Origin of the sequence: Nostoc mirabile CHAB5784, assembly GCF_020829645.1 — a bacterium.
GTDB classification, from domain to species: Bacteria; Cyanobacteriota; Cyanobacteriia; order Cyanobacteriales; family Nostocaceae; genus Nostoc; species Nostoc mirabile.
In genome coordinates this window covers 41,657-63,195 of sequence record NZ_JAIVFS010000003.1, presented here as the reverse complement: position 1 = coordinate 63,195, position 21,539 = coordinate 41,657, and the positions used below count along the sequence as shown (strand labels likewise).

The 21,539-nt window shown below is 41.8% G+C and carries 18 protein-coding genes; 7 read left to right on the top strand and 11 right to left on the bottom strand.

Features of this window, described 5'->3' with window-relative positions; translation table 11 throughout:
• Positions 1–338 precede the first annotated feature (338 nt).
• Positions 339–1,259, bottom strand: coding sequence for a ribonuclease D (locus tag LC653_RS03605; RefSeq protein WP_229492637.1), 921 nt, complete (start codon positions 1,257–1,259; stop codon positions 339–341).
• 626 nt (positions 1,260–1,885) lie between these two features.
• Here LC653_RS03605 and LC653_RS03600 point away from each other — a divergent pair.
• Entirely contained in the window at positions 1,886–2,359 is a 474-nt protein-coding gene (locus LC653_RS03600) for a BON domain-containing protein (RefSeq protein WP_229492636.1), read from the top strand.
• A gap of 388 nt (positions 2,360–2,747) precedes the next feature.
• Here the strand turns inward: LC653_RS03600 and LC653_RS03595 are convergent, their stop codons facing one another.
• From LC653_RS03595 to LC653_RS03585, 3 genes are all read right to left on the bottom strand, one after another.
• Complete coding sequence (locus LC653_RS03595; protein WP_229492635.1) at positions 2,748–3,386, bottom strand: restriction endonuclease subunit R; 639 nt, start codon at positions 3,384–3,386, stop codon at positions 2,748–2,750.
• 52 nt (positions 3,387–3,438) lie between these two features.
• On the bottom strand, positions 3,439–3,798 hold the full coding sequence (locus tag LC653_RS03590) for a DUF433 domain-containing protein (RefSeq protein ID WP_229492634.1): 360 nt from the start codon (positions 3,796–3,798) through the stop codon (positions 3,439–3,441).
• A gap of 107 nt (positions 3,799–3,905) precedes the next feature.
• On the bottom strand, positions 3,906–4,139 hold the full coding sequence (locus LC653_RS03585) for a hypothetical protein (RefSeq protein ID WP_229492633.1): 234 nt from the start codon (positions 4,137–4,139) through the stop codon (positions 3,906–3,908).
• A gap of 32 nt (positions 4,140–4,171) precedes the next feature.
• On the opposite strand from LC653_RS03585, the gene smc reads away from it, so the two are divergent.
• Both smc and LC653_RS03575 read left to right on the top strand, forming a co-directional pair.
• Positions 4,172–7,801 carry a chromosome segregation protein SMC gene (gene smc / locus LC653_RS03580; protein WP_229492632.1) on the top strand — a complete coding sequence of 1,210 codons (3,630 nt, stop codon included), beginning with the start codon at positions 4,172–4,174 and terminating at the stop codon, positions 7,799–7,801.
• 58 nt (positions 7,802–7,859) lie between these two features.
• Positions 7,860–8,855 carry a PRC-barrel domain-containing protein gene (locus LC653_RS03575; protein ID WP_229492631.1) on the top strand — a complete coding sequence of 332 codons (996 nt, stop codon included), beginning with the start codon at positions 7,860–7,862 and terminating at the stop codon, positions 8,853–8,855.
• A gap of 158 nt (positions 8,856–9,013) precedes the next feature.
• Here the strand turns inward: LC653_RS03575 and LC653_RS03570 are convergent, their stop codons facing one another.
• Positions 9,014–9,187: a hypothetical protein gene (locus LC653_RS03570; RefSeq protein WP_229492630.1), complete on the bottom strand. Its 174-nt coding sequence runs from the start codon at positions 9,185–9,187 to the stop codon at positions 9,014–9,016.
• A gap of 135 nt (positions 9,188–9,322) precedes the next feature.
• Here LC653_RS03570 and LC653_RS03565 point away from each other — a divergent pair, with 135 nt between their 5' ends.
• Positions 9,323–11,047: an ABC transporter ATP-binding protein gene (locus LC653_RS03565; RefSeq protein ID WP_229492629.1), complete on the top strand. Its 1,725-nt coding sequence runs from the start codon at positions 9,323–9,325 to the stop codon at positions 11,045–11,047.
• 358 nt (positions 11,048–11,405) lie between these two features.
• Here the strand turns inward: LC653_RS03565 and LC653_RS03560 are convergent, their stop codons facing one another.
• Complete coding sequence (locus LC653_RS03560; protein WP_229492628.1) at positions 11,406–12,884, bottom strand: protein adenylyltransferase SelO; 1,479 nt, start codon at positions 12,882–12,884, stop codon at positions 11,406–11,408.
• Between the two features lie 122 nt (positions 12,885–13,006).
• Between LC653_RS03560 and LC653_RS03555 the strand changes: the two genes are divergently transcribed.
• A complete protein-coding gene (locus LC653_RS03555) occupies positions 13,007–13,684 on the top strand; it encodes an SMI1/KNR4 family protein (RefSeq protein WP_229492627.1) in 678 nt (225 codons plus the stop codon).
• A 318-nt stretch (positions 13,685–14,002) separates the two neighbouring features.
• On the opposite strand, the gene LC653_RS03550 is transcribed toward LC653_RS03555, so the two are convergent.
• Positions 14,003–16,174 (bottom strand): cytochrome-c peroxidase, encoded by a 2,172-nt coding sequence (locus LC653_RS03550; protein ID WP_229492626.1) that lies wholly within the window; start codon positions 16,172–16,174, stop codon positions 14,003–14,005.
• A gap of 191 nt (positions 16,175–16,365) precedes the next feature.
• Complete coding sequence (locus tag LC653_RS03545; protein ID WP_229492625.1) at positions 16,366–16,512, bottom strand: ribbon-helix-helix protein, CopG family; 147 nt, start codon at positions 16,510–16,512, stop codon at positions 16,366–16,368.
• A gap of 38 nt (positions 16,513–16,550) precedes the next feature.
• Here LC653_RS03545 and LC653_RS03540 point away from each other — a divergent pair, with 38 nt between their 5' ends.
• Positions 16,551–17,675: an RNA-guided endonuclease InsQ/TnpB family protein gene (locus LC653_RS03540; RefSeq protein WP_229492624.1), complete on the top strand. Its 1,125-nt coding sequence runs from the start codon at positions 16,551–16,553 to the stop codon at positions 17,673–17,675.
• Positions 17,676–17,881: 206 nt separating this feature from the next.
• On the opposite strand, the gene LC653_RS03535 is transcribed toward LC653_RS03540, so the two are convergent.
• The gene (locus LC653_RS03535; RefSeq protein WP_229492623.1) at positions 17,882–18,115 is read right to left on the bottom strand and encodes a hypothetical protein; all 234 of its coding nucleotides are present in this window, start codon (positions 18,113–18,115) and stop codon (positions 17,882–17,884) included.
• A gap of 51 nt (positions 18,116–18,166) precedes the next feature.
• Complete coding sequence (locus LC653_RS03530; RefSeq protein WP_229492622.1) at positions 18,167–18,742, bottom strand: GNAT family N-acetyltransferase; 576 nt, start codon at positions 18,740–18,742, stop codon at positions 18,167–18,169.
• Between the two features lie 392 nt (positions 18,743–19,134).
• On the opposite strand from LC653_RS03530, the gene bioB reads away from it, so the two are divergent.
• Positions 19,135–20,142, top strand: coding sequence for a biotin synthase BioB (gene bioB, locus LC653_RS03525; protein WP_229492817.1), 1,008 nt, complete (start codon positions 19,135–19,137; stop codon positions 20,140–20,142).
• A 666-nt stretch (positions 20,143–20,808) separates the two neighbouring features.
• On the opposite strand, the gene LC653_RS03520 is transcribed toward bioB, so the two are convergent.
• Positions 20,809–21,498, bottom strand: a complete 690-nt coding sequence (locus LC653_RS03520) for a hypothetical protein (protein WP_229492621.1) — start codon at positions 21,496–21,498, stop codon at positions 20,809–20,811.
• Positions 21,499–21,539: the final 41 nt, after the last annotated feature.

Below are 21,539 nucleotides of genomic sequence, written 5' to 3'. Positions count from 1 at the left end.
ACCTGAGCGCAATTAGTACCAAAATCTAGATTTTAATTCTTTAACTCAATAGTTATTCTAACTTTTGATAGACATTTCAAGTCAATTAATTAATTCCCCTGATATTCAATAGATTTATTTAATAGTTATATTAAGGAAAAATCAGAAAATATAAAGTATAAAACTTGTCAATTTAGCTCTTTGCTATTGTCATATTTGTAATTTTTGACAATGGATCTATGAGCAGTAACCTACTGTTGCTAGTGTTTTTTAGAATACTTTTTTTTAAAAATTAAATATTAAGATTTATTCTAAATAATAACTCTAGAAATTCTGGCATTTGTAGCCAACTAAACAATTTAATCATCCTCAATATCACTTTCTTGAGTTTTGGAATTTAGCCGCCAAGAGGTTGTTTTTTCAATATCGACAGAGAGTTGTTCTAGATTTTGCCCTAAATCTTTTTGGAGTTTCTGAGTTAGTGTGATTGGAAAATCTAAATTAATACCTTCACTTTGTGCTAGCCTTGCCAATTCTGTAAAAGTAGCTTTGACTGTAGTACGCTCATAACTAGTCAGCTTATAATAGGCAGTTTCAGATATATCCTGAGCTTGCATGGCTTTTTTCATGCGTTCTTGCAAATGCTCAAATTCTGAATTCAACAACTTGTATTGTTGCTCAAGTTGCGAATATCTGCTACTTAGTGATATTAAGTCTTCCGTTGCGGGATCGGGGCTGGCTTGGGCTTGTAAATCTAATAAATTTGAGTGGATTTGAGCCAGATAAATACAATCTAAGTAAGCATACTCTATCTGTTCTTCAGTCAGAGGGCGTTTTCCCCAATCGCTTGTTTGTTCTTGTTTATCGATATTGTTAAAGCTACAAAGTGATGTAGCTATGGTTTTGAGTTGGTAATTAGGTAATGGTAAAAGATAGTAGGGAATTTTTTTTGCCATTTCCAAAGTACAAGTAATATTTTTGGCTTTCTTGTTACCGAGAAATTTTAGATCATAACTAGCGTTGTGAAAAATTTTTTCAATAGTAGAATTTATCATAATTTCTTCAATAAATTCAGCTATAATATTAGGCTGATCTAGAACATCTAAAAGATAGACGCGATCGCCACTCATATCTTTGGGATTATCTAATACCTGAATCAGCGATAGTCGGGGATTACGACTTTTATAGTCAGCTACTTCTGTATCTATCCACAGCGTTTTAGCGTTAGTATATTCAGCGACAATGGTACTAATTTCGCGGGCGGAAGTAAGGTACGGCATTGGCTAATATTTCCTGATATTTGGGGCATTGTAAGTAAGCCATAGTTTTCTAAAGTAACATTTTGTTGGTAATTTTGCTGCCACAGGATTGCAAAAATGCTGAAGTTTTGAGTTGCATAGGCTTAGACATCGCCAAACTGACTTAAATCTGATAACATCGAGTCACTACTGTAAGGCTGCACAGTCTACCATTGAAAGAGCTACTGGGCATCTACATTAAATTCATAGAGAGCTACAGACTGTATGCAGAGGCATCCTGGTTAGCAACCGTCAGGAAAATTGAATTGGCGCTTCTCAGAAATGGCTGCAAAATCTTAGCCTCAAGAAATCGTCTAAGTTTCAATTTCTAGTAACCTGAGTACTTGCTTGGGCACTTTTGCTACTTCACATTTAATTGCTTTTTAACATCTGCTCCTCACCACGAACAAATAATTACTAATTCGTAATTCGTAATTCGTAATTAAAAGGGTACACAGCCAACACTAAGTTAAAAGTTTAGTGGTCAACAAGATAGTGGAGGGTACAAGCCCTCTAGAAGTGCAACTACGAATTACGAATTATCAATTACGAATTATTTTGACACACACCTCAATTAATCGCTTCCAGTATTCAATTCGGAGAAGATAATGAAAAAGCTAATTCTATTGCTAGTTAGTGGCATTTTGGTAGTTGGTACTTTTGGCTGTCAAGAGGCTGCTAAAACTGGTTCGGAAACTCCTAGCATTATTAATGAAGCCGCTCAAGCACCAGCAACACCAGCTTCTCAGATAAATCAAACTGCGGATAAAACTACTGTCAAAATTCCAGGAACACAAACGACTCCTTTAGCAGCTAGTACAGATACTAAAGTTAAAACCGATTCGGAAAAAACGGCAGCAACAAAAGCTAAGAGCAACTTGAAAACTGAAGTTAGCGAAAAGTTGAATAAAGGCTTACCAGGCAATAAATTACAAGTTGAAAACAAAGAGGGTGAAATTATCCTCAAAGGCACAGCAACTTCTGCTGAAGAACTCAAGAAAGCTGAAACCTTGGCTAGAGAAGTTCAAGGTGTGAAGACGGTGAAAGTGGAAGCAAAAGTTGAAGCTGTGAAAATGCCATAAAAGAATAACTGAAGCTCTCAGTTAACCGTGGACTAGCTAAATCATACATCGTCATCAAAGATAAACAGGGCTTACGCAGACGTAAATCCTGTTTATTTTGCTTAAATAAGGGTGAGGAATTGGCCATTAGTGTCAACAAAAGCTTAGAAATAGCTTAACTGTTGGCTTCTTCACCCGCCTGGAACTTTAGTTCCAGGCTACAAGCTTTAGTCTACTGAAGTAGACTAAAGATTCTTGGGGATATTTAGTCATCAAGAGATGACTTTTGCTATTAGCAAAAAACTTTAGTTCTTTGCGGGACATAGCTTTTACGTTAAGTTGACACGTATGGGAATTGGCAAAAGAAAACTCCTCACTGTAGATTTTAAGAAAAGAGAAAAAAATTGAACTACAACTGGCAGATTGATTTGAGGACTTGCAGCAACTCGATTGAAGATGTAGAGCGAGTTATATCTAGTTTTGGCAATAATTGGTAAATGGGAGTATTCCCTTGCTGCATATAGACAAACTGGTAATCCATACCATTAGTAGTTACGCCCCAAACTGATGTTTGATTTTCTAGACTTGTATACGCATAGGTGAGCAATTGCGGCAATCCTTCCAAAGCATTAAAACTACTATTTTTAGATTCAATCACTAGTATCCAAAAAGGTGTAGTTACTATTCTTTCTTGAGTCTTACTAACAGCTAAAATATCCATCCGTCCTTTGATCTTCGTATCTTCATCTTCAACGGAGATGTCAGTAATATTTTCTTCTAATATAATTTTAATACTGGGCTGATAGAAACCAGCTAACTTCATTAATGGTGCGAGAAAGAGAAATTTTATTTGTCCTTCGGAGATTTTACCTTCTGAGTAGTATTCATGGTATGTGTTACGGATTACCTGTAATTCCTGGTGCTCAAATTCTGTGAGATTTGCTAGCGATAGTAATGATGTAAATGAGTCATTTAACTGTTCTGTCAATTTAAGAAGGCTTTTAACATCTTTGAGCCTAAGATTTCTTGCATCTAAAGTAATTGTCATTTATTTACTCTTTCCTCGTTTGAGTTGAACCTGATAAAGAGGGGTAACATTTTCATCCAGCAGATATTTGAGAATCATTTTTTTGTGCTTTTTTCATCGTTTCTTTTTCAACTATCAGTTTTTTTAATTTGATTACAATTGGTGGGGGATTGCGTCGCTGTTCTTCCTGCATTCTATGACTCCATTCCAACCAATCAGCTATATAGTTGCTTACAGCTTCTTTGTTGTGCAAGTAATAAAGAATAGTCGCGTAAACTTGTTCTAGTGTTAGTGATGTATAAATGTTGGAAATTTCTTCTGGAGTTCGAGCGCGGTGGATGTACTCGTAAAGGATAGTTTCAATTCCTACTCTTGTACCTTTGAGTCGAATATCATCAGGTCGCTGAAAGTCGAAGTAATCTTCTAATTGCATAATTTACTTTATTAGATTTACCTATAAAATCATCTTACATACTTGTAAAATATTCTTGCAATAAATAGTAATAAATTAATAGCGATCGCTTTGCCAACAACAACTTGTTACATTAGTTGCTTATCTTGGCAGTTAGTTATCTCAACTAAAACTGGAATGATTTGATATAGTTGCTTTTGAGCGCCCGCAATAAAATCTCGTGCTTGTGCTAACTCTATCAGTATTGTGTTTTCTCTGAACCACAATTCTCCTTCCCCTCTCTGCGTTCTTTGCGCCTCTGTGGTTCGATAATCCCTAATTTTCCCCCTACCCTCTTGCCAATTTTTAATTAGTTGATACACTTGTTCTTCATTAGCCCAGTGAACCAGCGCCTATGGTGCACATCAAGCGCGTGGAACTTACGAACTTCAAATCCTTCGGTGGCACTACCTCAGTCCCTTTGCTACCGGGGTGTACTGTCATATCTGGGCCAAATGGTTCGGGTAAATCTAATATTCTAGATGCACTGCTATTTTGCCTCGGACTCTCCAGTTCTAAGGGAATGCGAGCCGATCGCCTCCCGGATTTGGTAAATAACACCCAAACCTCTAAAGGACGCGCTTCAATTGAAGCTAGCGTCACCGTAACGTTTGATTTGTCGGGGGAGGATGTCTTACCCAAAGCCGCAAAGGTGCAAAGTGAGGAAGCAGAGGAAGAAGATCAGGAGAATTCCCACTCCCCACTCCCCACTCCCCACTCCCCAACTGAATGGAGTGTCACTAGAAGGCTGCGAGTCACTCACCAAGGAAGTTACACGTCGAATTACTATATCAATGGTGTACCTTGCACGCTGACGGAGTTGCATGAACAACTAAGTAACCTGCGGGTTTATCCCGAAGGCTACAACGTAGTGCTGCAAGGGGATGTCACTAGCATTATCTCGATGAATGCGCGGGAACGGCGGGAAATTATTGATGAATTGGCTGGGGTGGCGGCGTTCGATCGCAAAATTATCCAAGCCAAATCAACTTTAGATGAGGTGAAGGAAAAGGAAGATAGCTGTCGGATTATTGAGACGGAATTAACTGCACAGCGCGATCGCCTTGACCAAGATCGTGCTAAAGCTGAGAAATATCAAAAACTCCGCACGGAATTTCTAGCTAAACAATCTTGGGAAGCTGTTTTATCATGGCGATCGCTACAAGCACAACAAGAAAAGTTAGTTCACGAAATTCAAACAGGCGATCGCAATTTTAATGAACTCACTACCCAACTCACAAACCTAAATTCCCAAATCGTCCAAAAAACGGCTGAACTTGAACAACTCAATGCCCATGTGAAAGCATTGGGAGAAGATGAACTTTTGGCGGTACAATCTACCCTCGCCACCCAAGAAGCTGAACGAAAACAACTCCAGCGTCAGCTAACGGAATTAGAAACAGCTTCTCAAGAAACTGCCAAACGTCTGACTCAAACTCAGCAAGAAATTCAAAAACACCGTCATTCCTTAGAAGAAATTGCCGAAACACAGATTGTAGAGACGCGATTCATCGCGTCTCTACAGCAACAAAGAAATGAGGCCCAGCAAGCGCTACAAACTTCCCGCGAAGCAGCCGCAGAAATCGCCTCGGCTTCGGAAGCGTGGGTGCAGCAACAAACGGCATTCAACCGTCAAATTGAAACTCTGCTGCATACTCTGGAACCGCAACGCACAGAACAAGCACAACTCAGGGAACGCAATAATCAGTTACAGCAGTTAATCCAAGAGCAAACCCAGCTAATTGAACGCGATGAACCCCTATTAGCCCAAAAACAGACTAAGTGTAATCAAGTTGAAACGGAATTTAACGCCTCTAGCGAACCCATCCAAAATTTAGCTCAAAATCTCTCAGCCACAGAACAAGAACTGCAAATCCAACAGGAAACTCAAAAACGGTTACTTTCTGAACAACGAGAAAAACAACGCCAGTTGGATAAAATAGAGGCGCAAGCGCAAGCACAGCAAGAAGTCCAAGGAACCCAAGCTAGTAAAGTCATTTTACAATCGGGAATGCCTGGACTTTGCGGCTTAGTTGTGCAGTTAGGAAAGGTGGAACCGCGCCATCAGCTAGCTTTAGAAATGGCTGCCGGTGGACGCTTGGGACATATTGTGGTAGAAGATGACAGCATCGCCGCAGCCGGGATTGAACTGCTCAAACAGAAACGGGCAGGGAGAGCGACTTTTTTACCACTAAATAAAATTCACGCTCCCAAATTTACTCAAGATGCAACGCTGCGTTTTGCTAGCGGCTTCGTTAACTATGCTGTGAACTTAGTGGATTGCGATCGCCGTTACAAAGATGTATTTAGCTATGTTTTCGGAAACACAGTGGTATTTGCCAACCTGGAGGCGGCGCGGAAAAATTTAGGATTGTATCGCATCGTTACCTTAGACGGGGAACTCTTAGAAACTAGCGGTGCAATGACTGGTGGTAGTAACAGCCAGCGTTCAGCCTTGCGGTTTGGCAATGCAGAAGCGGCGGAATCTGATGAAGCGATCGCTTTAAAAAGTCGCTTGGTGGATATTGAGCGGGTTTTAGAGCGTTGTACTGAAGCGATCGCTACTTTGTCAGCCAGAACCAAAAAACTTACCCAAGAACTCACAGAAGCGCGTCAGGCGCGGCGTGAACAGCAGTTGCAATTGGAGCAGTTGCAGAAAGATATTAAGAATTTAACAGTGCAATTAGAGGGGACGCGATCGCAACTCGCCCAAAACAGCGAAAAGTTAGCTACTGCTCAATCCCGATTAGAAATATTGGATCGGGAATTACCGGGACAAGAAACTCAATTGCAACAATTGCGACACGCTTTAGCAGAGTTGGAAGCATCCCAAACCCCCAGCGAATGGCAACAAATCCAAGCGAAAATTAAAATTCAAGAGCAACAATTGCAACAACGAGAAACGGCATTACGCGAGGCTGAACAAAGATTAAAAAATTTAGAAAATCAGCAACAACGTTTACAAGAAAAAATCCAAGAAGCAGAAACGCGAATCACCGAATACGAAACCCAACAAACCTCTTGTAGAGACGCGATTCATCGCGTCTCCACACAAACCACAACGATAGACGACCAAATCACCCAAACCCGTTTATCGTTAAATCAAATAGAACAAAATTTAGGAGAAGAGAAACAAAAACGCGACGCTACAGAACAAGAAGTGCGATCGCATCTTTTGCGCCAACAACAATTGCAATGGGAAATCCAAAAACTCCAAGAAACCCAAGAGAAACGGCGCGAAGAACTAATTGCATTACAAAGCCAGTTGCGGGATATGGGAGCAGAATTACCAAATCCTTTGCCGGAAGTTCCAGATAAGGTAGATTTGGAGGAATTGCAGAAAGAATTGCGATCGCTTACCAAACGCTTACAGGCAATGGAACCTGTTAATATGCTGGCGTTAGAAGAATACGAACGCACCCAAAACCGTCTCCAAGAACTGACGCAAAAATTAGAGACACTAGAAGGGGAACGCACCGAATTACTTTTGCGGATTGAAAACTTTACAACATTGCGGCAACTTGCTTTTAAAGAAGCTTTCGATGCTGTTAACGAAAACTTTCAATCGATTTTTGCCATTCTTTCAGACGGCGACGGCTATTTACAACTCGAAAATCCTGAAGATCCCTTTAGTAGCGGACTGAATTTAGTCGCACATCCCAAAGGTAAACCCGTACAGCGCCTAGCTTCCATGTCTGGGGGAGAAAAATCACTTACAGCCTTGAGCTTTATCTTTGCCCTGCAACGCTACCGCCCATCGCCATTTTACGCCTTTGACGAAGTAGATATGTTCCTAGATGGGGCAAACGTAGAACGATTAGCTAGAATGATTAAACAACAGTCACAACAAGCACAATTTATAGTTGTTAGTTTGCGTCGTCCGATGATAGAATCAGCCGAACGCACAATTGGCGTTACTCAAGCACGAGGAGCTTACACTCAAGTTTTGGGGATTAAGTTACAATCATCCAATACATCTGCTTGAGTTTTTGTTAATAATAGTGTATAGATAAACCGGATTCGAGATCAGGACTCGGTATAGAATGACCTCCGAACAGATAATTAGGCGTTCCGACATATTAAATACCCAGGTGATTACCCGCGACAACGGCAAGCGGCTAGGCATCATCAGTCAAGTCTGGGTTGATATTGATCAACGAGAGGTTGTGGCTCTTGGTTTGCGAGACAGCCTGATCTCTATTTCGGGCATACCGCGCTATATGTACCTCAACAACATCAGCCAGATTGGTGATGTCATCCTGGTTGATAACGAAGATGTAATTGAAGATATCGAAGTTGAATCTCTCAGTAATCTGATTAACTGGGAAGTAATTACAGAAACAGGTGAAGTATTAGGCAAAGTTCGGGGCTTCAAGTTCAACGGCGAAACCGGGAAGCTTAACTCCATAGTCATTGCTTCTTTAGGATTGCCCCAAATTCCCGATCAATTTCTGAGTACTTACGAGTTCTCAGTGGATGAAATTGTCAGCACTGGCCCCAATCGGTTGATTGTGTTTGAGGGAGCCGAAGAACGAGTAAACCAGTTGACAGTTGGTTTACTAGAGCGCCTGGGTATCGGCAAGGCACCGTGGGAGCGAGATATAGAAGAAGAATACGGCTATACTCCACCGCGCCAAGTTACACCAGATAAACAACTGCCTAGTGGAGTGCCATTGCAGCCACCCAGGCAAAAAGTTCGCGCCCCCGAACCCGTAGCGCAAGAAGAAGAATGGACAGAGGACTATGTGGAAGAAGAAAGGCCACAGCGTCAGGTAATGAAGGCGCGGCAATATGAATCTATTCAATACGAAGAAGATGAGGAAGAAGATAACTGGAGCGAGGCAACGGGCAGCGACAGGTATCAACAACCGCAACCGCTAAAGTATGAAGCCCAGCCCTATAACAAGCCTTATGTTGATGAATACGATGATTATGACGACGTAGATGGCGATGCTTGGGAAGATGCGCCGAAGCCCGTGAATATTCCCAAGAAAGTCAAGGAAAGACAGCCAGAATACGAAGAAGAAGGCGGATATTAACTAATTCGTAATTCGTAGTTCGTAATTCGTAATTTAAGCCGAAAATTACGAATTATTTCTCAGATAAGTTCAGCCCTCTCCTTGCAAGCAAGGAGGGGGCTAATTTTTTAGGATAAGTGAGGGGTGGAAGGGTGATGGGTGAGGGAGTGGAGAATGCGCTATTGGCTCAGGGGTAGATATTCAATTCGATCCTGGTATTCATCCTCAAACGAAGCTTCCATAATGATGATTAATTTTTCAACAGTTTGTCTAATGCTTTGGTTTACATCGATGGTGAAAATTCCAGGAATATGGCGACCTGAAGCTAAATGGTCAGCCAAATGTCTGGGCATTGACTTACGGTTGTTCTTCCATTTCAATCATAGAAGAACGCTAAAACAGTTTGTAACTAATTAGTTAACTGTTCAGAAACTCACCAAAAACTGCTAGCCTCAAACAAAGGAAAATATCGTTGTGGACTTTCGAGCTTGAAAACCCGTTCTAATTACTGGCAATTGCTGCCTTATATCCGACTCCAGTGGCAAACCCTCACTAAGGGACTTATTGGTATCTTGGGATACGTGCTGGCGACATTAGTGTTGATCAATCTTGCCGGTAAATTGGCAACTCCCTTTGCCCAAGGTAATGTAGTAGCGATCGCTCAAATAACTGGTAGTTGTGCCTTAGTATTTCTTCTTAGAGGATTGTTTCAATCCATACAAGATATGTACATGGCAAAAGCTGCTTTGAGAGTTGCTTTTCATCTCCGTCAGCAAGTTTACGCACATCTTCAAAAGCTAAATCTCAGCTATTTTGAAACGGCAAAAGCAGGTGATTTATCTTACCGCCTCACCGAAGATGTTGACCGCGTTGGCGAAGTGGTAAATAAAGTATTTCACGACTTTATCCCCTGCATTTTGCAGTTGCTAGCAATTCCGATTTACATGATTTACCTGAATTGGCAACTGACATTAGCAACGGTGATTGTTGCACCACTGATGGGTATTTTAGTCGGCTGGTTTGGTGAACGGTTACGCAAATATTCCTTAAAAAGTCAAAATCGCGTGTCGGGTTTATCAGCCATCCTCGCGGAAGTTTTCAACGGTATTCGTTTAGTACAGGCTTTTGCTGCCGAAAATTACGAAATCGCCCGCTTTGGCCATGAAGCAGAACGCAGTCTCAAAGCCAAATACTCAGCTGAACGCCTGAAAGCGATTCAGATTCCCATCGTCGGATTTCTGGAAGCCTTAAGTGCGTTATCGTTACTGATTGTGGGAGCGTGGCAAATTTCTCAAGGTAATTTAACAGTGGCGAATTTTTTCAGTTATTTGGCGGCGGCGGCGCTGTTAATTGATCCCATTGGCCACACTACTAACAACTACAACGAATTTAAGCAGGGTGAAGCATCTGTTGACCGCGTTTTTGAATTGATGGCAATTCAGCCGACGGTGATCGAAAAGATCAATGCGATCGCTCTACCTCCAGTCAAAGGCAAAGTAGAATATCGTCATATTTCCTTCGCCTATAAACCAGGCGAACCTGTATTAAAAGATATCAGTTTATTGGTATCGCCAGGCGAAGCGATCGCTCTTGTGGGTGCTTCTGGTGCTGGTAAAACCACATTTGTGAATCTTCTCCCCCGTTTTTACGACCCGGAAGTTGGTCAAATATTGATTGACGGTGTTGATATTCGAGATGTCAAGCTGCATAGTCTACGGCGACAAATTGGGATTGTTCCTCAAGAAACCATCATGTTTTCGGGGACAATTGCCCAAAATATCGCCTTTGGACAAGATGTTTTTGATATGGAAACAGTTAAAGAGGCGGCTAAAATTGCTAATGCCCATCAGTTTATTAGCCAACTACCAGAAGGTTATCAGACTTGGGTGGGTGAACGTGGGGTAAACTTATCAGGTGGACAAAGACAAAGAATTGCCATCGCTCGTGCTGTTCTGCTCAATCCCCAAATCTTGATTCTCGATGAAGCGACATCAGCCTTAGATTCTGAGTCAGAAGCGCTGGTACAGGAAGCGCTAGAAAGATTGATGGAGAAACGGACAGTATTTATTATTGCTCACCGTTTATCGACAGTTAGGAGGTGCGATCGTATTTTAGTTCTCGAACAGGGACAAATTGTCGAATCGGGAACCCATGAAGAATTATTAGCCCTAGAGCGTCGCTATGCGCGGTTTTATGCCCAGCAGTTTAGTTAGCCAGATTAAATATAATGCTCATAGGACTTACGCACAGGTAACGGAAAACGAACCACAGAGAAGCCAGTGCGTTGGGCGGGTTCCCCGACTTGAAGCAACTGGCGCGGCGCAGAGGTCACGGAGGAATGAGAGTTTGAGAGGGTTTTTGCGTAAGTCCTAGCTCATTAGCTTATTACCCACATCTGACAATTCCCGCTTCGTTGCTATCCCGCCTCAGAATAGAATTCCAAGGCTAATAGCGAAAGTCCTCTAAAGCGGACTGAGTAATGATTCTAGTCCACGCTTAGTGGACTTAAGCTATCAGCCTGGAACTTCAGTTCCGGGCGGGATGTCTGTAAACACGACTATTTAACTTTGACTACCCTTTAGACTGAATTGCCTTAATTAACTCATAAAAAGGTTGCCAATTATCTTCCTGAGCAATTGGTTCCCAAATAGATTCAATCACAGGTCTTAATAATGCCGTTTTAGGATTATGCACAGCTAGAGTTTGGGCAATTACATCGGTGCGTAGGCGTAGCCCGTCGTAGACATCGCTATCAAAATCATTCAAAATTTTATGATACAGTATGCACCAATCATCAAAAACTCCTGACGCACCCGGTACTGGCACAATATCTGAATTATCTAGCACAAAACCTGGATCATCTCGCCATTTCGATGAAAAAGTCCGAGCCATCTCATAAAAGAATTGGTGATAACCAACTTGGCTATCTTTCAAAAATTCAATCGTTAGATTCAACAGTTCCCCAGCTTCTGGATGTAGTAAATCCTCAAAACCCAACTTTTTCAACATCAAAGAACTGTATTCAGCTTGATAATACTCATCAAACATTGCTAATCCAGCTTCCATTTCATCTTTATCGATAATTGCCTTTAAAGGTTCCTGGAGCATTTGTAAATTCAACTGACAAATACTTGGTTGATTACCGTAACAATAGCGTCCATAATAGTCAAAATATGCAGCTATAAAGGATGGGTTATAAGTCGGGATAAACGCGTAAGGCCCATAGTCAAAACTCTCTCCCGTAATCGACATATTGTCAGTATTTAGGACTGCATGACAAAAGCCAGCCGCCATCCACTGCGCTACTAGTTCTGCAACTCGTTTCACTAATTCGGCGTAAAACAAGACATATTTATTTTGTTCAGCATTTAAGTGTCGATAATACTGCTCAATTACGTGGTCTAATAACTTCTTAGTTAAATCTGGACGCTGGAAATAATGCAGTCGCTCAAAAGTGCCAAACCGAATATGAGAACTGGTCATTCTAATCATCACACATGAGCGGGTAGGCGAAGGTTCATCGCCCCGCCAGAGGGGTAAACCTGTTTCAATCATGCTCAGACAGCGCGAGGTACGTACACCCAAGTGGTGTAGTGCTTCCGCAGCCAGAACTTCCCGCACCCCACCTTTGAGCGTGAGCATACCATCGCCACCACGGGAGTAAGGTGTTCTTCCAGAACCTTTTGTGCCAAAATCGTACAATTCGCCATCAGTGGCGCGTACTTGCCCGTAGAGGAAGCCTCTACCATCACCTAATTGTCTGTTATATTCACCAAATTGATAGCCGTGGTAACGTAGTGCCAACAAGGGTTTACGCCCCTGAAATTTGCCAAAAGCTGTGATAAAATCTTCGTCTTTGACTACTTGGGGGTCTAAACCCAAGCGGGGTAGTAGTGCATCGTTACGCCAACGCAGGAGGTGTTGAGGAAATTCCTCTGCTGCAACCTCGTCGTAGTAGTCGTCGCCTAGAGATTCCAAGGCGCTTTCGTAGTTGAGGGAGAGAAAAGGATTGCTAGAATTTTTGTAGTTTGGAGTTTCAGCCAGAGTCATTACGAGCAAAGCTTAATTCATTCTTCCCTTAATACTACCTCTGGCTTTGGCATCAGCATAGACGCAAAAAGCGACCCATATCTAAAATATGGCAGCGCCCCCATCAAAATCTAGAGCGCATAATGGATAAAGTTTTGCAATTAAAGAAAAACTTAACTCAATTAGCTATTTTAGACGCTACATTTGAGGTTTTTGGCTCAGAATCACACCAATATCAATTCAAACCTTGCTTGAGTGACAAGGATATTCAAGTGTTTGAATCTAGATACAATATTACGCTACCAAGTGAATATCGAAACTTTCTCTTAGAAATTGGTAATGGTGGTGCAGGGCCAGGATACGGCTTATCTGGACTATCGGCAATTGAATCTGAAGATGTCATCCCAGAAAAAGTATACCCTGAGAACTATGAAATTCTTTCTAAACCATTTACCTTGAGAGAAGCATGGAATGATTTGGATTTAATTGTCAAGAATAATACAGATTTTGTTACCAACAATGATGACTACTTCGACGATAAATTTATCCAGGGTACTCTCACCATTACAAATTATGGTTGTGGAATTTATGCGATGTTAGTCATTACTGGGGAGCAGTCAGGAAAAATCTGGATAGATGACCGTACTAATGATAATGGGATATATCCTGCTTCTTTGAGTTTTTGTCATGCTTTCCATGACATCAACCCTGATGATTCTTATCCAAATAGCAATGAGGAGCAGCCTTTAAGTTTTTATGATTGGTATGAAGACTGGCTTAACCGAAGTTTGGAGCAAATCCGCCAGTCTTCTGAAACTTAACCTTAATTAAATAAAACTGATTTTCCCAAACTTGAAGCTGACTATTGCAGAGGTATAAACCAAGCAATTAAATAATTCGTAATTCGTAATTCGTAATTCGTAATTAAGTTTTGTAATGGGGATTTAACCCCAACACAAAACAAAATTTTTATTGAACCGGGGGACTTAAACCCACGGACAGGAGTTAAAGCTGCTTCAATTTCTGATAGTAAATTAGCGTCAGTTTGTAAGTATGCAATGATCAGGGGGACAAAGAAGTAATTTTTTTCGCTTATCTCCCCCTGCTCTGACACCTGAGCGACTAACTCAAATTGCTAGTTAGTTCAGGAAATTTGGAGTACCTTTACCACCATTCTTACCTACAGCAGGAATTTCTAGTAGGTTATCGGCAGCTTTGCCAGTACCATCATTGACAACATACATAGAGTTACCTAGATGTCCATTGGGAACGAACAGTTGCGGGTGGTCAAAGGGCGCTTTCTCATAGAGAACTCGCTCATCAGTGAGTCCTTTCAGGAAAGCCACCAAGTCATCTTTTTCAGTTTCGCTTAATCCCAATGGGCGGAGAACCCCTTCCTGGCGGAAATCTCCACCACGATTATAGAAGTCCACTACTTGCGGCAAAGTCAAATAGCCACCATTGTGGAAGTAAGGAGCTGTCAGTTCTATGTTGCGTAGTCCAGGAGTCTTAAACTGTCCGTCTGCAACTACTGTGTCATTGGGGCTAACTGTAACATTGGGGCTTGAACCGAGAAGTAGTGGGAATTTACCCAAAGCAGCTACCCCCGACTCTGAAAGCGGATTACCAAATGGGTCTTGACCACCAACACTGATGTCTTCTAGGGTGGGTCTAACACCGATATTGAAGAAACCTCTGTCGGAGACGGTTCTGGGAGTGGTGGTGGTGGCTCTAAGTCTTTGGTTCTTGACGTTGCTAACCGAGGCGCTGGTGAGTTCCAACCCACTATGACAGAAGATGCAGGCAGCTTTGCCCTCGAATAGTTGTTTGCCTCGTTGCTGCTGCACGGTGAGGGCAGTGATATTTCCTTCTAAGAAGCGATCGTAGGGTGTATCGTTGGCAATGAGTGTAGACTCGTACAACTGAACTGCAAGCCCAAAGAATAGCGAGAAGTTATAATCCAACAGCCTGTACTCATCGGTTTGGGAAGAGTTATCTGGTTTATTAACAAAAGTCCGTTTACCTTCAGCATCAACTTGGATGAGTTGATTAGAGTTCCACCACTCTGGCTTAAAGGCATCTTTAATCAGATCCTCGTAGGTTTTATCCTTGAGTCCGGGCTGAGGATAACTACTGTCTGCACCTAGAACGCTGTCTTGTGGATGCACAACCTGTTTGCCTAGTGGTGTCAGTCCAGATAACTTTTGCCCCAGGACTCTGGGGAGCTTTGTACCCCCGATTGACAAAATATTTTCCAGCGAACCCAGCGAGTTGTTGACAAATATAAATTTGCTGAGGTCAATTTGCCCAAACTTATTACCAATTTCTTGAAAAGTACGGCCATCAGCAGACGACTCGAAGGAACTGAGGGGCGGACCGACCGCCTGGGAAGCCAAAGACGAATTATTCAGGCTGACTTTGACAAATTTAAGCTGATTTGGGTTTTCTGCTTTCACTACAGAGGCGTTAGGGTCTCTTAAACCGAAAGGATTCACCCCATTAAAGATATCCTGTGCCCTTCCATCCCAGAAGTTGCGGAAGTTGAATGCTGCATTAATTACGGTTGGCGTATTACGCGGCTGGACGCGGCGCACATTGATACCTCCCACTTTAAAGACTGGATCTGGCTCACTTGTTTCTAGGTCTGTTGAGCTACCAGGTATAACACCAACAAATTTTGTATTGGCGACTCCTTGAGAGGAGCTAACATCGTTACTGTCAGATACCACAGTCGTAGAATCATTTGGATTTGACAGCTTGTGAAAGGGAAAATCTTCTTTTGTTAGCTGGTAGTTTGGCCTGCCGCCTATATTAAAAATTATATCTGGATTCTCTGTACGATCAGCGTTAATCCGCAAAAGCCCAGGAGCAATCTGATTTATGGATCTATTGTCGGCTCCAGCATGGAAGTGGCAAGTAGCACAGGATGTTACTCCGTCGCTCCCAACTTGTATATCCCAAAAAAGAGTCTTTCCTAACTTGATTGCAGCTGCTTTGTTTTTTACAAAGTCTCCAAGATTGTCAGGTTCTGGAACCGATACGCTCTTGAGCGAAACTGGAGCCGACCCCGTAACCTGGGCGGATACACTATTTCCAGCGATTACTGCTACGATAATAATCGCAGCAATTGTTATAGTCTTGGAAAATCTTGATCCTAGTCGGTTAAGCTTACCAAACCTAAGTCTCCACCATTGGTAGTTTGTTTTTGTCACCAATGATTTGAGCAAAATTCGACCTCTTGAGGTCAGTAGGAAGTAAATTAATAAGCCAGTAATAAAAGCTACTAAGCTTAGTATAGATATAATTCCCATGATTTTTGTTATCAAATAAGACCGAAACAAGTAGTAATTGCTCTCACAACGGTTACGCGATACCAGATCGAGTAAACCTCAATTAATGATCGTCAAGCAAGTACCTACGTAATTTACATTCGGCATACAAGTTTTATGCAGAACCAGCCAATTGTTTACAAAAGTCCATAAAAATTACCAGAAATTTGGGTCTAAAGCCCCGTGCTTCTAGCACGGCTTTTATTTAACTTCCGAATCATTTCTCTGAATACATCATTTTGAGTGCGGTCTGTTTGGGTACAGTATTCTACAAGTATCTTATATTCTTCATCAGAACATCGCACAGTTAGCTTTTTCATGCCGTCATATCGCCGTCAATTTGTGATATTATAGTAGCATGAAAACATTAAAGTTCAAGTTGTACCAACACAAGCGTAATAAATACCTCAAGCGATCAATCAATGCTGCTGGGGTAATTTATAACTATTGTATTGCTCTCCACAAAAGATATTATCGAATGTGGGGAAAACACTTGAATTGTGCAAAACTACAATCTCATATTGCCAAATTGCGAAAACGCAAAGAGTTTTGGCAATCAGTTGGTTCTCAAGCGGTACAAGATATTTGTCAACGGATTGAGAAAGCCTACCAACTATTTTTTAAACACAATAAAAAAGGAGTTAGACCACCAGGGTTCAAGAAAGTAAAGAAATATAAGTCATTTACTCTAAAGCTTGCAGGATACAAATTTTTAGGGGGTAGTCGAGTCAAGATTGGTAATCGTGTTTATCAATTTTGGAAATCTAGAGAAATTGAGGGGAAAGTTAAAACACTAACTATTAAACGCACGCCATTGGGTGAATTGTTTATGGTTGTGGTTGTTGATGATGCAATTGATCCACAAATCAAATTTACGACTAGTAAGATAGCGGGATTTGATTTTGGACTTAAAGTATTTTTAACCTGCTCAGATGGTTCTAAAATCGAATCACCCCAATTTTTCAAACAATCACTTAATGCAATTAAGAGAGCTTGCTCGAATCACTCTAAGAAGCTAAAAGGTTCGTCCAATAGAGAACGAGCAAGGAAGAATCTAGCCCGTACCCATGAAGACATAGCTAATCGCAGAACTGATTGGTTTTGGAAGTTAGCGCACGATTTAACTAATAGATTTGATGTGTTATGCTTTGAAACGCTAAACCTCAAGGGCATGAAGCGTCTTTGGGGTAGAAAGGTTAGTGATTTAGCGCTTTCTAACTTCCTAAATATTTTGGAGTGGGTGTCCAGAAAAAAAGGTAAACAAGTGGTCTATATTGATCAGTGGTATCCCTCCAGTAAAACCTGCTCTTGCTGTAGTTACGCTTTAAAAAATCTAGACTTATCAGTTAGAGAGTGGCGCTGCCCTGGTTGCCAATCTGTGAATGGACGTGACGAAAACGCAGCTAAGAATATTCAAACCGTTGGGGCATCAATGGTTGGGTTAGGCGAGGTAAGACGGTCGGAGACTGCAATCGCCATTTGAGCCTAGAATCCCTGCACTTTCAGGGCAGGGAGTATGTCAATATCTGAATCTGACAGCGTAGTGTCTGTTGAGTTTTCAGTTCCATCTCATAAGTTTTTCGCAGACGACACGCAATATTTACAAAAGTTCACTAACTGCGCTACAGCCAATGTTTTCTCCGTAACCCAAAAATGAAAACGGGTCGCACTATGACTGGGATCATGAACCTATCCCACTAATAATATTTTGTTAATCCAGATGTGGATTGTAGCAAGGTCAAGGAATGCGTCAAAGTAAACTTTTTGACGTTCCCCTATTACAACGAGACGGCGGTATTTTCGCTGATACCAAGTACCTTTACCAACTTCTTTACTAGTAAAAAGGTGGTCAAAGACACATGCTTTAACTTCTTCAGGCATTCCCCCAGCATTATCTTTGATACGAATTACTACATTCACCAATAGTTATAGCAAGTAAGTAAAATATATATTAAAAATTATACTCAGCCGTTTTTAAAATTTAGGTGCTTGCCAATTAGGATTGATGAGACTTGTCATAATATGATCTTCCCATTGCCCATTAATTAATAAATAATCTCTAGCATATCCTTCAATGACAAAACCGAGTCTTTTGAGTACATTGCCACTGCGCCGATTGTGAGGCATATAATTAGCCATGACTCGGTGAAAATTTAACTCTTGAAAGAGATATTGAATGGCGGCTTTTAGCCCTTCTGTCATATATCCTTTACCTTGTTTACTTTCAGCAAGGCTATATCCCACATAGCAAAAATGAGCGGCTCCTCGGACAAAATTACTAAAATTTACAGTTCCAATAATTACGGTAGGATTTTTTTTGGTAAAAATAAATAACTTTAACGATTGACCATTAATAAATTCCAGAAAATTGTTCTCTATCTGGTACTGCCAATACTCTTGGGTGAAAAACCCATCAGCCCAAAGAGGATAAAATGGAGTGAGATAGGTTTTGTTATGAATGAAGTATTTGAGAATTTGGGGTATATCTTCATGGATAGCCGCTCGTAAGAACAGGCGATCGCTTGTAATTAGTGGCAGTTCTGATATCATAAATTACTTAATCGGCGGGATCTATTCCCAAAACATTCTCTAGATTTTGTAAATTCTCTCATACCGTGGTTTAGCAGCAGCGAGATGAGTTGTATTATTGTTCCAATTTAGATAATCAGTAATGTAGGTATGGGTTCTTTGCCGAAAACGTCATACTTTCGCTTTACTTGCAACAGATAGGCTGAGTATTTTGGCTGGTAATCTGCCATTCAACCAAAATCTTGATAAGCTGATGTCTAATATCTAGAGCCAAAGGATTGAGAGCCAATGGGTGACAAAGCATAGTGCGCGGCATAACTTCGATAAAATCGCTTTGCCCAAACGCTGTACCGCAGGAGATTCAACCAAAAGACAGCTCAAGATTTAACCCAGTCTACAAGAAGGATAGTGATGTGGTGGGAATACGCTACGATTGGCAGGAATTAGAGATTCGGGCGATATACAACACGCCATTGCTAGAGCTTATTTATCAAGCTGCTAGCGTGCATCGCCAATATCATGACCCAACAAAAATACAAGTTTGTAAGCTTATATCTATTAAAACGGGAGGTTGCCCAGAAGATTGCAGCTACTGTGCCCAATCTTTCCGCTATAAAACAGAGGTAAAGGCGCAAGCACTCCTAGAAAAGGAAACGGTAGTTAACATCGCCCAGAAAGCGAAAGAAACTGGTGTTAGTCGCATTTGCATGGGTGCTGCTTGGCGCGAAGTGCGGGATAACTCACAATTTGAGGAAGTCCTGGAAATGGTCAAGGATGTAACCGCAATGGGTTTAGAAGTGTGCTGCACTCTGGGTATGTTGACAGCAAATCAGGCCAGGAAATTGGAAGAAGCGGGACTTTACGCTTACAACCATAACTTAGATACCTCGCAGGAATATTACAGCACAATTATTACCACGAGAACTTATAGCGATCGCTTGAACACAATTGAGAATGTCCGTCAGACAAATGTTACTGTCTGTTCCGGCGGTATCCTTGGTTTGGGCGAAACTGTCGAGGACCGGGTTGGGATGTTACAAACTCTGGCAAACTTACATCCGCATCCAGAGTCTGTGCCAATTAATATTCTTTCACAAGTACCGGGCACACCTTTAGAAAATCAGCCTGATGTCCCCATTTGGGATATTGTGCGGATGATTGGCACAGCCAGAATTTTAATGCCAGCTTCTGATGTGCGTCTTAGTGCCGGTAGGGCTAGACTTTCTCAAGTTGAACAAGCTTTCTGCTTTATGGCAGGAGCCAATTCTATCTTTTCCAGTGACGACAACAAAATGTTGACAGTGACTACTCCCTGTCCAGATTATGATAGCGATCAAGAAATGCTGAATTTACTTGGTTTGGGAATGCGTCCGCCTTCCCAAAGACAAGAGAAGGTAGCAAGTCCGGCTGTTGTGGGATAAATATTTGATTTCGTGCAAAACATTTAGTCAAGAGACCTCTTGCAAAAGTCCTTAACACCCCAATACGGTTCGGTTAAGTTGCATAGGCCTTAAGATCCCCCTTAGTCCCCCGATAAATTGGGGGAAATAGAGCCATTATGAGCCAATACGCTTGGGTTAAGGCTAGGACTCTTTTTTTTAACGAACCTTATTAGGCGCAGAGAAGCCAGTGCGCTCTTGCGGTTAAGAGACTTGAAGCAACTGGCGCGACACAGAGAGAAGAGAGAAGAGAGAAGGAAAAATTGCTTAACTGAACTGTATTGCATTATGAGCAAGCCAAGCAAGGATTTTACGACTTGTGTATACACCGTAGGTGAACGGGGAGGGGATTGAGGTATGGGGTAAAACCCTTGTGGATAAGCGTTTGAGTTTAAGTTGACAGCAATGGTATCCTGCTTGCCTAGTTTATGCAATTTAAATGTGGAACAGCTTACCCATCAATTTAAACTTGACATATTAGGAGGGTGGACATTTAAATGCCCACCCTCCTAGGACTTACGCACAGGTAACGGAAAATCGAACCACAGAGACACAGAGAACACGGAGAAATAAGAGTTTGAAAGGTATTTTGCGTAAGTCCTGCCTCCTAATTAACCTGTATTCTCAGCCAATTACAAAGGATTGTAATTAATTCGTTGTGCCGGGTTGCGTTGGAACAATCGGTTGAGTTGGAATAACTGGTTGCGTTGGAACAATCGGTTGCGTTGGAACACTCGGTTGCGTTGGAAATGGGGTAGTCTCTAAAGTTGGACTTGAACCCGCAGGTATTATAGTTGGCGGTGTAGACGAAGATGAAGCACCGATAACACTATCATCAGCACTGATACAAGTATCTAAAGCCTGTGTAGCGGGAAAGTCGATTTGACTACGCAAGCCAACGACACACTGACCAAAGCGCACGGGTAACAAACTACGTCCACAGTAATCTAGAACTGCCGGATTAGCTTCTTCCTTGGTACTTAAGCTGACGCCAACTACACAGGTAGCTAACTCCTCAGGACGCCGGGCTCTCCCACAAGAAGAAAGCGCATCTGTCGCGGCAATTTGGGTTTCCTTCTCAATTTTAACCACGCAAGCAGCCAAATCCCTTGGACGCAGTGCTGCTGCACAACCAAGTGATGCCGCTTCTGCCGTTACACCCACGCTCAAAAGGCGACCTGCACAGACACTATAATCATTGTTGTAGGAAGCAGCGATCGCTGTATTTGGTAAGATCGTTGCCAAGCATCCAGCTATAGCCAAAACTGGTACTGTTAAAATCCTGGAGGTGGAACTGGCTTGTTTGTTCTTACCTCTATTAACCGCTTTATTGCTCATTGACGTTGCCATTCTCCAAACACCCAAAGTTATGCTAACTC

Excerpts from the sequence above, each read along its gene's own strand:
- LC653_RS03605 (WP_229492637.1), bottom strand. The coding sequence starts at position 1,259 with ATGCCGTACCTTACTTCCGCCCGCGAAATTAGTACCATTGTCGCTGAA.
- LC653_RS03600 (WP_229492636.1), top strand. The coding sequence starts at position 1,886 with ATGAAAAAGCTAATTCTATTGCTAGTTAGTGGCATTTTGGTAGTTGGT.
- LC653_RS03595 (WP_229492635.1), bottom strand. The coding sequence starts at position 3,386 with ATGACAATTACTTTAGATGCAAGAAATCTTAGGCTCAAAGATGTTAAA.
- LC653_RS03590 (WP_229492634.1), bottom strand. The coding sequence starts at position 3,798 with ATGCAATTAGAAGATTACTTCGACTTTCAGCGACCTGATGATATTCGA.
- smc (WP_229492632.1), top strand. The coding sequence starts at position 4,172 with ATGGTGCACATCAAGCGCGTGGAACTTACGAACTTCAAATCCTTCGGT.
- LC653_RS03575 (WP_229492631.1), top strand. The coding sequence starts at position 7,860 with ATGACCTCCGAACAGATAATTAGGCGTTCCGACATATTAAATACCCAG.
- LC653_RS03570 (WP_229492630.1), bottom strand. The coding sequence starts at position 9,187 with ATGCCCAGACATTTGGCTGACCATTTAGCTTCAGGTCGCCATATTCCT.
- LC653_RS03560 (WP_229492628.1), bottom strand. The coding sequence starts at position 12,884 with ATGACTCTGGCTGAAACTCCAAACTACAAAAATTCTAGCAATCCTTTT.
- LC653_RS03555 (WP_229492627.1), top strand. The coding sequence starts at position 13,007 with ATGGATAAAGTTTTGCAATTAAAGAAAAACTTAACTCAATTAGCTATT.
- LC653_RS03550 (WP_229492626.1), bottom strand. The coding sequence starts at position 16,174 with ATGGGAATTATATCTATACTAAGCTTAGTAGCTTTTATTACTGGCTTA.
- LC653_RS03545 (WP_229492625.1), bottom strand. The coding sequence starts at position 16,512 with ATGAAAAAGCTAACTGTGCGATGTTCTGATGAAGAATATAAGATACTT.
- LC653_RS03540 (WP_229492624.1), top strand. The coding sequence starts at position 16,551 with ATGAAAACATTAAAGTTCAAGTTGTACCAACACAAGCGTAATAAATAC.
- LC653_RS03530 (WP_229492622.1), bottom strand. The coding sequence starts at position 18,742 with ATGATATCAGAACTGCCACTAATTACAAGCGATCGCCTGTTCTTACGA.
- LC653_RS03520 (WP_229492621.1), bottom strand. The coding sequence starts at position 21,498 with ATGAGCAATAAAGCGGTTAATAGAGGTAAGAACAAACAAGCCAGTTCC.